This window comes from Streptomyces sp. NPDC097129, from assembly GCF_055668065.1.
Genome location: NZ_JBVOQE010000023.1, coordinates 36958 through 50028, shown reverse-complemented (window position 1 = coordinate 50028; position 13071 = coordinate 36958). Strand labels below are relative to the sequence as shown.

Below are 13071 nucleotides of genomic sequence, written 5' to 3'. Positions count from 1 at the left end.
GGATACGGCCTGCCGATGTCGCTGTGCCTGTTCAAGCCCGAGCTGGACGTGTGGGAGCCGGGCGAGCACAACGGCACCTTCCGCGGCAACAACCCCGCGTTCGTCACCGCCACCGCCGCCCTCAACATCTACTGGAGCGACGACACGCTGGAGCGGCAGACCCTGGCGCACGCCCAGACCATCGAGGCCGCGCTCCACGACATCGCCGCGCACCACAGCGGATCGGCCTACCGCGGCCGCGGGATGGCCTGGGGCCTGGAGCTCGCCGGCCCCCGGCACGCGGCGCGCGCCGCACGCCGCGCCTTCGAACTCGGGCTCCTCGTGGAAACCGCCGGGGCCCACGACGAGGTCGTGAAACTGCTGCCCCCGCTCACCATCACCACCGACGACCTCGACGAGGGACTGCGCACCGTGCAGCGCGCGGTCTACGAAACGACGTGACCGCACCCTCCACAGACATGAGAGACGACACGAAAGAAAGGCCCCGACCCAACATGACGATCAGCATGCCCACCGCAGCCGCCACCGAGCGGAACACCGCCGGAAAGCAGCAGGCCGTCTTCCGCGCACCGATCCCCCAGGACGGACCCGCCGTGTGGAAGATGGTCGAGGACACTCCCGGCCTGGACTCCAACAGCGTCTACTACTACTCGCTGTGGTTCCGGGACTTCGCCGACGGCTCGCTGGTCGCGACCGTGGACGACGAACTCGTCGGCTTCCTCACGGGCTACCGCCGCCCCGAGGAGCCCGAGACCTACTTCGTGTGGCAGACCGCCGTCAACCCGCGTCACGGCATCCCGTTCCTCGGCGTCAAGCTCTTCCAGGAGGCGGCCGACCAGCAGGTTGCCAACGGCGCCCGGTACGTCGAGGCCACTGTCTCCGCCGAGAACAAGGCGATCATCATGGTGCTGAAGCAGTACGCGAAGAAGCACTCGGCCCCCGTCGAGACTCGCGTCCTCTTCCCCAGCTCCCTCTTCGCCGACAGCGAGGGCCACCACGACGAGGTCCTCTACCGCATCGGTCCGCTGACCGCCGGCTGAACCGGTCCGCCCGTCACTGGTCCGAGCAGCACCGCATCCGACGACTGGGAACCGACCGCCATGGCCACGCAACCCACGACACTGCACCTCGACATCAGCAACCCCCACTTCCGCATGGACTCCGAGAAGGTGCGGAAGGCACGAGACGCCCACTGGTACGCACGTACGGACTGGGGCATCGCCGTCCTGCGCTACGAGGACAGCAGCGCCCTCCTGAAGAGCTCCCTGCTGACGCAAGGATCGGCCAAGTGGCCCGCCCAGCACGGGGTCGTCGAAGGACACTTCGACGAGTGGTGGCAGAAGACCCTGCTGGTGCTGGAGGGCGGCGAGCACAACAGGATTCGCCGCCTGGTGAACCCCGCCTTCTCGCCGCGCCGGATAGCGCCCCTGCACGCGAAGTTCCAGGCCCTGGCGGACGGCCTGGTAGACGATTGGATCGACGACGGGTGCACCGAGTTCGCGAGCCGGTTCGCTGCACCGTACGCGACCAGGATTCTGTGCGTGATGCTGGGCATCGACGAGAACGACTGGAAGAAGATCCACGAACTCGCCTCCATGATCGGCCTCGGCCTCGGCATCATCATCCAGGAGAACATCGCCCGGATCGACCAGGCCATCGTCGAGCTAACCGAGTACGCCGAGTCCCTGGTCCGCAGCCGCAGGGAGTCCCCCAAGGGCGACATCCTGAGCACCCTCGTGGAGACCAGGGACGAGGACGCGGGCAAGCTCTCCGACGAGGAGCTCATCAACCTCATCATCCTGTTGATCTTCGCGGGCATCGACACGACCCGGAACCAACTGGCCTTGAGCATCGAGGCGTTCTCCAAGCAGCCCGACCAGTGGGAGAAGCTGGCGTCGGACCCCGAGCGCTACTCCGCCGCGGCGGTCGAGGAGGCGCTGCGCGTCAACCCGATCGGCCGCTGGATCTCACGCGAAGCGGCGGAGACGTTCCAGTACAAGGAACGCACGATCGAAAAGGGGACCACGCTCCACCTCTTCACCATGACGTCGGCCACCGACCCGGCCGCGTTCGACGACCCCGACCGCATCGACCTCGACGCCGAGCGTTCCCCGCACTTCGCGTTCGGCGGCGGACTGCACCACTGCCTGGGGCACTTCGTCGCCCGTGCGGACATCGGAGTGGCCCTCTCGACGCTGGCCACGCGCCTGACCGACCTGCGCGTGGAGGAGGACGCCGAGTGGCTGCCCGACTCCGGCAACACGGGGGCGGTCTCGCTGCCCATCACGTTCACCTCGCGTTCCTGAACCGCGCTTCCGATCGGAGGAGACCATGAAGATCACCGTTGACGAGGTCAAGTGCCAGAACCACGGCCTGTGCGCCATCTCGGCGCCGGACCACTTCGAGCTCGACGCCGGCGGGAAGCTGACGTACCAAGAGACGTTCGACGAGGAGAACCTCGACGCGATCGAGGACGCCATCGACTCGTGCCCCTTGCAGGCGATCGTCATGGACCGTGACGCCGCATGACCGGCGCAGGGCCGCGCATCGGCATCGTCGGCTCCGGCATAGCCGGCCTGCGGGCGGCCCAATCAGTCCTCACCTGCGAAACCGGTGCCAGGATCACCGTCTTCGGGGACGAGGTCCACCGCACGTACAACCGGCCGGGACTCACGAAGAAGCGGTACCCGCCGTCGGCCGACCTCAGGGCGGCCATCACCGAGGACCTGAGGGTCAGGGGGGCCGAGACCAGCGCGCTCGACTGGCACCTCGGCACTCGCGTCCAGACGGCGGACCTGCGCGACAGGGTCCTGCACCTGAGCACCGGCGGGACGTTCGCCTACGACGGCCTGGTGGTCGCCTCGGGGGTACGCCCGCGGACCGCCGCCGGTGACGACGAGGAGTGCGCCTCGCACACGCACAGGACGCTGCGCGGCCTGGACGACGCGCACCACATCCACCAGGAGCTCCATAGGAGGGGGGCGGTGACGATCGCGGGCGCCGGGTTCGTCGCGTGCGAACTGGCCTCGCTCGCCAAGGAGTACGGCTGCGACGTGGTCATGCTCGAAGCGATGAGCCACGGGCCGTTCGAGAGCATCCTGGGCGAGGACGTCGCGTGCGCGCTCGGAGGCTGGGTCACCGCGAACGGCGTCACCCTGCTGACGGGCGAGGCCGCGAAGGAGCTCCTCTGCGACCGCTCGGGAAGGTCGTCCGGAGGCGGACACTCGGCGTCGCCTCCCGGGGCGGCGTCCGAACGACCACTCTTCATCGAGGCCATCGGCAGCGTTCCCAACGTGGAATGGCTGGACGGGAACGGCCTGGACCTGTCCGACGGGGTACGGGTCGACGAGTACATGCGCGTACCAGGGTGCGAGGGCGTTTTCGCGGCCGGTGACATCGCCCGCTATCCCGACCCGTGGGGCGCGGAAAACCTGACCCGCATGGAATTCTGGAAAAATGCGATTGAGACCGGGAATGTCGCCGGGAAGGCGTTAGCGTCGTCTCTGGGATACGGATCGAAGATGTCCCGGATATCGTACTTCCCCAGCATAGCCACCGAAGTATTCGGACTTCGCATCCAGATCGCGGGGAACCCCAGGAACGCGGACTCCATGGATATCGTTCGCGGCGACCTCGAACGCCCCGGTGACGGAATCCTCGTCACGTACCTGCGGGAGAGCGCGATCGTTGGGGCGGCCTACCTGGACATAGGAGCCCGGTTCAACCGCCTCTACATCGAGCTCCTGAAGTCGCTGAAAACGCGCTAGCCCTATCCAGCTCCCCTCATTTGTCACAACACCGAGAATCCGAGAACGATCAGGAGGAACATCATGCAGGTTCGCAGGATTTCGGAGATCGAAGGTACTGACCGCGATGTCACGGCGGCGAGCGGCGCGTGGCGCAGCAAGCGCATCCTGCTGGCTTCGGACGGATTCGGGTACTCGGTTTCCGAGACCGTCGTGTACGCCGGAACCGAGACCGACATCTGCTACGCGAACCACGTGGAGGCCGTCTTCTGCATCTCCGGGAAGATGATTCTGGTCGACCGCGACGAGAACGAGGAACACGTCATCACGCCCGGCACCCTCCACATCCTGGACGACGCCGACAACCACACGATCAAGCCGATCGAGGACAGCACGTTCCTGTGCATCTTCACCCCGGCCCTCACCGGCCGTGAGGACCACGACGAGAACGGGGTCTATCCGCTGCTGACGGACGAGGTGGTGGAGGCCAAGTAGGCCGCACCGCGCCCCTCGCGCATCCCCGGAGTCCCCGCCAGGCCACTGGCGGGGACTCGGCGTCACCGCGTCCGGGACGGCCCCGGCGGCGGGTTGCCCCAGGACGGGCCGGGTAGGTGCGCACGATCATGGATCTGCCAGAAGGGAACCTACAGTGAAAGTCCTGTGGCTCACCGCCCACCCCGAACCCCGTTCCCTGAACGGCTCCTTGTACCGCGACGGTGTCCAACACCTCCTGGACCAGGGGCACGAGGTGCGCACCAGCGACCTCTACGCGATGAAGTTCGACCCGATCGTCCGGGCCAGTGACTTCTCCCACCCCGACGGCGAGCGGCTCGTCGTCGGCAGGGCGGCCCAACAAGCTTTCGAACGGGGCGCGCTGCCCCCTGACATTTCGGCCGAGCACGACAAGTTGTCCTGGGCGGACACGCTTGTCGTGCAGTTCCCGTTGTGGTGGTACGGGATGCCGGCCATCCTCAAGGGCTGGTTCGACCGCGTCTTCGTTGGCGGGTTCGCCTTCGGTGTCCGCGACGCCTGGGGGCGCCAAGTGCGCTACGGCGAGGGGGCGCTCGCGGGTAAACGCGCGATGGTCGTCGTCAGTGCCGGTGCCCGGGAGGCGAGCCTCGGCCCCCGCGGCGTCAACGGTGAGCTCAACGACCTGCTCTTCCCTCTCCAGCACGGCACGCTGTGGTACGCGGGGATCGAGGTCCTGCCCCCGCTGCTCGTCCACGGAGCCGACCGCTTGGACGAGGCCGCGTACGCCTTCCACTCGAACGTCCTGCGCCAGCGCCTCGAGGACCTTCCGCACACCGGACCGCTGCCGTTCCGCCACCAGAACGGCGGCGACTACGACGAGGACCTGGTCCTGCGTCCCGAACTCAACCCGCACGCCACGGGGACCGCCGCCCACTACCGCACCGAGAGCTGACGATGAGGCCGTCAGGCCCGGCGTACGCCCCCTCCCGCCACTCAATCCTGGCCACGTTCTGGCCGCCAACGTGAAGATCGCCACCGGCCGGGCGCGCTCAGGAGTTGCGTTGCCGGGGCTTTGGCAGCACCGTCACCGGCCGGTTCCAAGATGGCGGCGTCGCTAACGCTCGGAGGGGGTTTGTTGGTGTATGGGGCGGCGGCTGGCCTGGTGTGTTGCTGGTTTGCTGAGAGGCGGGGTGAGCGGCTTCGGTGGGGAGGTTGGGGTGTGTGAGCGGGGGTTGTGTCGTGTGTGCTGAGTAGGACCGGGCTCATTGTGGGTTTCGCTAGCGTGTAATGGCCCGGCGGGTGTTTGTGCTGGTCTTGTGTCCTGAGCATGAAAGGGAGTTGGTTGTAGGACAGTTTCCGGAACCCGCTCCCCACAGACAGACGTCCTGCGCCAAGCCGTCGACCGCCTCAAAGTCGAAGAGGCAGCAGCCGGCGAGTTCCACCACCCCGACCAGCGCCTGGCCGACCAGCTCGAAGAACTAGCCTGCTGACCGGGGGCCTGGTAGCCAACCGCTGCGCGGATGCGGCTGCACGCGGCGACGGCACACGCCCCCGACCAACCGGCGCGCCCGCTGTGACATGGTGCGAAAGACGGGGCCGACGGTGGCTGGCCGCGCGCGTTCCACGGGCGCGGGCCGTGACTCGGGGCCGTCGGCCATGCGGCAGCCGGCCTTCGTCGTCGGCGTTGTCCACCGGTGTTGCCGGTGTGGGTCGCGGATGCTGACCGGGGCGGACAGCACGGCCTGAAGCTCGGGATGGCCGCGGTTCAGGGGCTGGTGGGCGGCCTTACATAGCCGCCTCACCGAAGTCGTTCGCCATACTGGCGCGGGCTGGCTACCCCCGGATCGAGGACATCTACTGCTGACCGAGATCAATCCCCGCCCTGGCGTGGCAGTGCGTGGTTAGGCAAATGCTCACCGCCCCCGATCATCCGCATGTACGGCCTTGCGGATGATCGGGTCTCCTGGGCTTCGGCGTGGCTGATCTGGATCGACACGCCCACGCCGCCGGCTGCCATCGAGGCGCAGGCCGCGCGGCTGCGGCGTGAACACCGCATCGGGCCGCTGCGGCTGGCCGCCCGGTGCAACATCGCCGCCTCCACCGCCCACCGCATCCTCGTCGGGCTGCTGCAGGACGCCGTCACCCGTCAGATGGTCTCCGACGTGCCGCTGTGCGCGCTCCTCTCTGGTGGCCTGGACTCCTCGCGGCGACCGCGCTCGCCGCCCCGCGCCGCTTCTGGCCAGGTCGCAGGCGGTTTGGTCGAGGCCGTTCCGGCGCCGCACGAGGAGCTACGCCTTCGGGGCGAAGGCGGACTTATGCGGTGCTTACGCCCTGTCAGGTATGGCGCTCTCCGTGTCGACTGGGTAACGATCCATCACGTGAAGATCCCGTGATGATTCTTTGAAGCAGGTTTGTCTGATCCGGTGTCATTTCTGCGCAGCTACCTTGCGCATACGCCGACGACGATCATGTGCGGTCGGCCTGAACATGCAAGAGGCACCATGCGATCAGCAGGAACGGCCCCCGGACGCGGCAGACGCGTCTGGCCCAGCCCACGAGGCCGTTGGACCAGAAACACCGCCATCACAGCCGCATCAGCGGTTCTGGCCCTATCCGTCACCACTCTGGACGGGACCGCCAGCTCGGCACATGCCGATTCCCCGGCGCCGTCACAGAAGAAGGACTTCGCCACGGCGGCGGCGGACATCCCGTCCGCCCGCGTAACCGCTCGGCTGTCCGGGCACCGAGTGGAAGCCCTCTCCGAGCGCAGTGAGACCTCGACGACCTGGGCAAACCCTGACGGCTCCCTGACCACCGAGGTGTCGGCCGGTCCGATTCGCTACCGCTCCGGGGGCCAGTGGCAGCCGGTGGACCTCACGCTGCGTCAGGACGGTGACGGGATCGCCCCCAAGGGGCACCCGCGCGGCCTGCGCCTTGCCGGGGGAAGCCCGCAGGCCGCCCGTGCACCGAAGTCCACGGCGGTGGCAGCGTCGCGCGACCTGGTCACCCTGGGCGAGGGGGACGAGAAGATCACCCTTCAGTGGAAGGGGAACCTGCCCAAGCCCGTCCTGAACGGCACACGCGCCACCTATCCGCAGGTCCAGCCGGGCGCTGATCTCGTCGTCGAGGCCACCCGCACCGGCTTCGAGCAGTACGTGCAGCTCACCAAGCGGCCCGAGGGCGCGAATTACAGTTACACGCTGCCGTTGCACGTCAAGGGCCTGAAGGCGGTGCCGCAGAAGGACGGCAGCCTGCTGTTCACCGACCGCAAGGGCACCCGGCATGCGGTCATGCCCGCCCCTGAGATGTGGGACGCCAGTACCGACCCAGTCTCCGGCGAACACCTGCACCGGGCGCCTGTGGCCATGAAGGCTGTGCAGCGCGGCTCCTCCCTCGACCTGGTGTTCACTCCCGACCCGGCCTTCCTCGCGGATCCCAAGACCGTCTATCCGGTCACCGTCGACCCCTCCACCGCATCGCTGTCGAACGTCTTCGACACGTACGTGCAGCAGGGCGTCACCGTGGACGAGTCCACCGACACCGAACTCGACCTGGGTAACCCCGGCACGAAGAACGCCGACGGCACGCCTCGTACGGCCCGGTCGTTCATCACCTGGAACACCGCGCCGTTCGCCGACGCCTTGGTCTCCAGCGCCAAGCTGAGCCTGTGGAACTTCCACTCCGGCAACACCGACTGCAAGGCCTACCCGTGGGAGGTGTGGGCCACCGGCGCCGCCACCACGTCCTCACGGTGGACGGCGCAGCCCGCCTGGAGCGCCAAGAAGGCGACCTCGACGGAGACCAGGGGCAACACCGCGTGCACCACGGCCCCCGACGGCTGGATCAACGCGGACGTCACCACCATGGCCCAGGAGTGGGCTTCGGCGAAGAACAAGACGTCGAGCATGGGTCTGCGGGCGAGTGACGAGACCGTCACGGCTCAGTGGAAGCGCGTCAACTCCGCGAACGCCTCCGCCAACCCGCCCAAGCTGGTGGTGACGTACAACTACCGGCCCAGGACCGGCACCGACCAACAGGCCGGCCCGCCGTTCTTCCGTGACGCATCGGGCACGTGGTTCGTGAACACGGTCACGCCCACGCTGCGCGACACCTTCGCGGACCCGAACAACGACAAGGTCCAGGGCTTCTTCCAGATCGCGGACGCCGTCACCGGCACCCAGGTCGGGTCGAACCTGCCCTCGGCGTTCGTGCCGGCCGGGACGCCCGCGTCCGTGACCGTGCCGGCCGGCCTGCTGACCAACGGCAAGACGTACAAGTTCCGTACGACCCCTTACGACGGCACGCACTACAACCTCGGCTGGTCGGACTGGAAGAATTTCACGGTCGACACCAGTGCCCCCTCCGCGCCCACGGGGATCACCTCCACGGACTACCCGGCCAACGCCTGGGTCAAGGGCGTCGGACAGGCCGGGACCTTCCAGGCCACGCCGCCGGCAGGGGACCAGAACGGGATCGAGTGGTCCCTGAACGGCACCGACTGGACCAAGGTCGCCACCAGCGGAACCACGCCCGTCACATTCACCGTGAAGCCTGACAAGGGCGGTACCAACACGCTCCAGGTGCGCACCACCGACCGGGCGGACAACAAGTCCGAGCCGCTCTCCTACACCTTCCACGTCGGTCCCGGCGGTGTCATAAGCCCCGACTCCGGGGCACAGACGGCGGCACGCCTGCCGCTCGCCGCGGAGTCGGACGCCACGAAGTACACCGGTGCCGCATTCTCCTGGCGTCGAGGCGAGGCGGACACCTGGACCGCCCTGCCCGCCGGTGACGTGCTCCTCGACGGCAAGCCGCTCACGGCGTGGCCGGTCGCCCTGACCGCAGGCCGGACGCCCAACCTGACGTGGAACGCCACCTCGACCGTCCATCCGGACGGCGCCGTGCAGATCCGTGCCGACTTCACCGGCCCCAACGGCGCCACCGCCCAGTCGGACCCGATCGACGTCACCGTCGACCGCAGCGCGGACGGCGCGGAGACCGAGGACATCGGTCCCGGCTCGGTCAACCTGCTCACCGGCAAGTACGTCGTCAACGAGAGCGACGCGGCGTTCTTCGGCATGGGCGTGGACCGCACGGCCTCCTCACGTCCGTCCCAGAGCGACGACACGAACACCGCCATGGCGCCCATCTTCGGCAAGGAGTGGCAGTACGCCGCCGCCGGAGGACAGGAGTCGTCCCTGTGGGCGACCCTGGCGAAGACCTCAGCGACCTCGCTCACCGTCAGCGGAACCGACGCCCAGAGTCAGCTCCACTTCACCCAGAACGCCGCCAAGACAGGCTGGACCCCGGAGACCGGCGCCGAAGACTACTCGCTGACCGGAAGCTTCGGCGGCTCGTTCACGCTGCGCAACAGCGCTGGTGACGTCACGGTCTTCGCGCCTGTTCCGAACAACGCGGCACTGTGGAACGCCTCCAGCTACTACGTGGACGGTGTCGACAACACCACCGTCACCACCGTCACTGAGCCGGTAACCGTGGGACAGACCCACACCTCACGCCCGAAGATGCTCATCGCCCCCACGTCCGCAGTCTCCGCCGGCACCTGTGCCGCCACCCCGTCCACCAAGGGCTGCAGGGTGCTGGAGTTCGTCTACGCCGGCACGACCACCGCAACCGCTGTGGCGCTCGGCGACGTGAAGGACCAGGTCTCCGGGCTGCGCCTGTGGTCGACGGTCCCCGGCGCGGCCAACGCAACCGCGGTGAACGTGACCGCGTACGCATACGATGACCAGGGCAGGCTCCGCGAGGCCTGGGACCCCAGGCTCGCCTCCCCGCTGAAGACGGCCTACACCTACGACAGCGCGGGGCGGATCGCCACCCTGACGCCGACCGGTCAGCTCCCGTGGGCCTTCACCTACGGCAGCGCCGGTTCCAACCCGGCCGCCGGCGACGGCATGCTCCTGAAGATCTCCCGCGCCAGCCTCATCCCGGGCAGCGCCGACCAGACCAACGGCACAGCCACCACCTCCATCGTTTACGGCGTCCCGCTCACCGGTAGCGCAGCTCCCGAGAACCTGGGCGCCGCTGCCCTCGCCACGTGGGGCCAGAACGACGCCCCGACCGACGCCACGGCCATCTTCCCTGCCGACCAGACCCCGGCGGCCAACGACGGCGCCACGCTCGGCAGCGGCGACTACGCCCGAGCCACCATCCACTACGTCGACGCCTCCGGGCGCCAGGTCAACGTCGCCGCTCCCGGGCACCACATCAGCACCACCGAGTTCGACAAGTTCGGCAACATCGTGCGCACGCTGTCGGCGGGCGCCCGCGAACTCGCCCTCGGCACCGGAACCGCAGAGCGCGCCCAGCTCACCGACCTCGGCATCAACGCCCTGACCTCGGCCGAACGGGCCCAGCTGCTGTCCACGACCACCGTCTACGACAGCGACGGCATCCGGGAAGTGGAGACCGACGCGCCCCTGCGCCGCACCACTTTGGTGGCCAAGCTGACCGACGGCACCACCACCGTCGCCGAAGCGGGCAGCCAGGCCACTGCCCGCACCCAGACCCGCAAGGAGTACGACAGCGGCCGTCCCACCGACGGCACCGCCGTCATCGCCGACCAGGTCACCAAGCAGACCATCGGTGCCGTACTGCGGTCCTGGCCCAGCCTGATGGCCGACGTCCAGACGACGGCCACCACCTACGACTGGACCAAGGGCGTCGTCACCTCCACCGTCCAGGATCCGGGCGGACTCGCGGTCAAGCGCACCGCGACCTACGACAGCCAGGGCCGCATCACCAAGACCACGCTGCCCGGCTCCACCGGCACCGACGCCTCAACCACGACCACCACCTACTACAGCGCCGCCGGCAGCGGCGCGTGCCAGGGACGGCCGGAATGGGCCGGTCTCATCTGCTCCACCGCCCCGGTCGCCGACATCACGGGCGGCAACGGCAACCCCGTCCAGCTCCCCACCAAGACCAATGAGTACGACCGGTGGGGCAACGTCTCGAAGGTGACGGAGACGGCCAACGGCGCCACCCGCACCGTGACCCGGTCCTTCGACGAGGCCGGACGCGCCGTGAAGACCACCATCGCCGGAGGCGCAGGCACCGCGGTCGCGGACACCACGACCACCTACGACGCCGCCAACGGCAGCGTCGCCTCCATCAGCGCCAGCGGCCAGACCGTCACCCGCACCGTCGACCAGCTGGGACGGGAGATCTCCTACTCCGACGGCACGGGCAACACCACCCGCACCTACTACGACACCCTGGACCGTCCGACCAAGACCACGGACTCCGCCCCCTCCTCAACCACCTACACCTACGACACCTCCAAGGACCCCCGGGGCCTGGAGACCTCCCGCACCGACTCGGTCGCCGGCACCTTCAGCGCCGACTACGACGCCGACGGGAACCTGACCCAGGAGCACCTGCCCGGCGGGTACACCCTCCAGGCCGACTACGACGAGACCGGAGCAGTCACCTCCCGCACCTACGTACGGGACAGCGACGGCACCACCATCGCCTCGGACGCCATCGGCCGCTCCGGCCAGGGCCTGATCGTCAGCGACGTCGACAACGCCGGGCAGATCCACGAGCGCAACTACGGCTACGACGCACTCGGCCGCCTCATCCGCACCGACGACTCCGCCGACGACGGAATCTGCACCCGACGCACCTACACCTTCGACGGCAACACCAACCGCACCGGCCTCGACGTCTCCACCAGCGCCGTCGGCGCCGACTGCACCAGCACGGGAGCACAGCACACCACCAGCACCTACGACAGCGCCAACCGCCTGGTCACACCCGGGACCACCTACGACGCCTTCGGCCGCACCCTGACGCAGGCCGACGGCACCACCATCAGCTACTACGCCAACGACCTGGTCCGCCAGCAGACGTCAGGCACCACGCAGCAGACGTGGAACCGTGACGCGGCGGGCCGCCTGGCCGCTTCCACCACCCAGCACAAGAACGCCGACAACACCTGGACGGTCGTCTCCGACACCACCAACCACTACGGTTCGGACGACGACAGCCCCAGCTGGATCAAGGACGCCACCGCGAACACGGTCCAGCGCAACGTCGCGGGCCAGGACGGCACGCTGGCCGCCATCACCGCCGCCGCAGGAGGAACCATCCTGCAGCTGACGGACGTCCACGGCGACGTCACCCTCCAGCTTCCGCTGGACACCACCCAGGCACCGGTCGCCTACGCCTACGACGAGTACGGCAACGCCCAGCAGTCGGGTCAGGCCGCACGCTACGGCTGGCTCGGCGGCTACCAGCGCGACGCGAGCACCCCGTCCGGCACCACCCTCATGGGTGTGCGCCTCTACGACCCGACCCAGGGGCGGTTCCTCCAGACCGACCCGGTCAGCGGCGGCAACGACAACAGCTACGAGTACTGCCGGGGCAACCCGGTCTCCTGCACCGACCTCAGCGGCGCCTACTCCTACTCCGCGACCTACAACCTCGGGTTCTACTGGAGTTCGACCTCGACGGTCTTCCGCTGGATCACCCACCACTTCTGGGTGTTCCCCCTCAGCGGCTGCGGTGCCACCCTCAGCTATGGAGAGCGCTGCAACCTCGCCTACGGCAAGGGCCCGGTCCGGGTCACCGCGCTCGGCAGCACCTACTGGAAGTTCCTGTCCCTGCCCGGCCACGTCGAGGGCCGGGGCAAGACCATCAAGTTCTCCTTCTACAAGAGCTGGGGGACGATCAAGATGAACGTCTCGGCCTGGGGACCGGACAACACCTGGTGCAACAGGAACAAGCCCTGCTCCTGGCTCAACAGCAACATCTTCGCCAAGGGCGTATGGGCGTTGTTCGCCTCCAACATCGCCTTCTACACTTCCCTGTACGGCGTCTGGTAGGAGAA

Annotated in this window: 8 protein-coding genes and 1 pseudogene; all 9 read left to right on the top strand. The window is 68.3% G+C overall.

Translation table 11 applies throughout. The features are described from left to right. Window positions 1–441 (top strand): aminotransferase class III-fold pyridoxal phosphate-dependent enzyme (locus AC0B9F_RS36730; protein ID WP_472009995.1); only part of this gene is annotated, 441 nt, incomplete at its 5' end. Window positions 442–494: 53 nt separating this feature from the next. Then, window positions 495–1040, top strand: coding sequence for a diaminobutyrate acetyltransferase (gene ectA / locus AC0B9F_RS36725; RefSeq protein WP_472009993.1), 546 nt, complete (start codon window positions 495–497; stop codon window positions 1038–1040). A gap of 60 nt (window positions 1041–1100) precedes the next feature. After that, window positions 1101–2306 (top strand): cytochrome P450, encoded by a 1206-nt coding sequence (locus AC0B9F_RS36720; RefSeq protein ID WP_472009991.1) that lies wholly within the window; start codon window positions 1101–1103, stop codon window positions 2304–2306. 25 nt (window positions 2307–2331) lie between these two features. Continuing rightward, on the top strand, window positions 2332–2529 hold the full coding sequence (locus tag AC0B9F_RS36715; protein ID WP_472009989.1) for a ferredoxin: 198 nt from the start codon (window positions 2332–2334) through the stop codon (window positions 2527–2529). After that, window positions 2526–3767 (top strand): NAD(P)/FAD-dependent oxidoreductase, encoded by a 1242-nt coding sequence (locus AC0B9F_RS36710; RefSeq protein ID WP_472009987.1) that lies wholly within the window; start codon window positions 2526–2528, stop codon window positions 3765–3767. Before AC0B9F_RS36715 ends, AC0B9F_RS36710 begins: the two co-directional genes overlap by 4 nt. Window positions 3768–3830: 63 nt before the next feature. After that, window positions 3831–4241 (top strand): ectoine synthase, encoded by a 411-nt coding sequence (locus tag AC0B9F_RS36705; RefSeq protein ID WP_255918540.1) that lies wholly within the window; start codon window positions 3831–3833, stop codon window positions 4239–4241. Window positions 4242–4395: 154 nt separating this feature from the next. Beyond that, a complete protein-coding gene (locus AC0B9F_RS36700) occupies window positions 4396–5169 on the top strand; it encodes an NAD(P)H-dependent oxidoreductase (RefSeq protein WP_472009985.1) in 774 nt (257 codons plus the stop codon). Between the two features lie 1171 nt (window positions 5170–6340). Continuing rightward, window positions 6341–6421 (top strand): annotated as a pseudogene (locus tag AC0B9F_RS36695) (asparagine synthase-related protein); the annotation flags it as partial. 543 nt (window positions 6422–6964) lie between these two features. Continuing rightward, window positions 6965–13066: a DNRLRE domain-containing protein gene (locus tag AC0B9F_RS36690; protein ID WP_472009983.1), complete on the top strand. Its 6102-nt coding sequence runs from the start codon at window positions 6965–6967 to the stop codon at window positions 13064–13066. Window positions 13067–13071 lie beyond the last annotated feature (5 nt).